This is a genomic window from Halomonas sp. SIMBA_159 (genome assembly GCF_046536035.1).
In the GTDB taxonomy this organism is placed as follows: Bacteria; Pseudomonadota; Gammaproteobacteria; order Pseudomonadales; family Halomonadaceae; genus Vreelandella; species Vreelandella venusta_A.
In genome coordinates, this window is sequence record NZ_JAWJBT010000179.1 from 1 (window position 1) to 365 (window position 365).

A 365-nucleotide genomic window follows, 5' to 3' on the forward strand; every position below is an offset into this window, starting at 1 on the left:
CAGCACATTTTAACTGAGCTTCATGCTCTTTCTCAGATGATTGTAACAGAATAGTCCCGGTTTCTCAGATTGCACATTTTTCGAACGATTCTTGTGCCGGCGGTGAAATGAAAAGACGCTTAGCGATTGCCAAGCGTCCAGTCGTCCTGTAAAACTCATATAAAATCTTTGGATGCATGAAGCAACTCAATCATAGGGGGGGCGGCAGAAACCACATCCACTTGATGTTCCATACAAGCAAACGAGAAATGCCTATAGTTGATGTGACGAGTTAACTCTTGTTCTGTCAAATTGGTGTGTCGCTTTAAATAACTCAGCAAGCTGGACTCTGCATAAATGTGGTAAGCATTCCCGATATGCGGCCT

General features: G+C 43.6%; 1 protein-coding gene. It reads right to left on the reverse strand.

From position 1 onward, the window contains the following. Positions 1-155: 155 nt before the first annotated feature. A partial coding sequence (locus tag R0J87_RS18890; protein WP_498888140.1) for a hypothetical protein occupies positions 156-365 on the reverse strand: 210 nt, incomplete at its 5' end.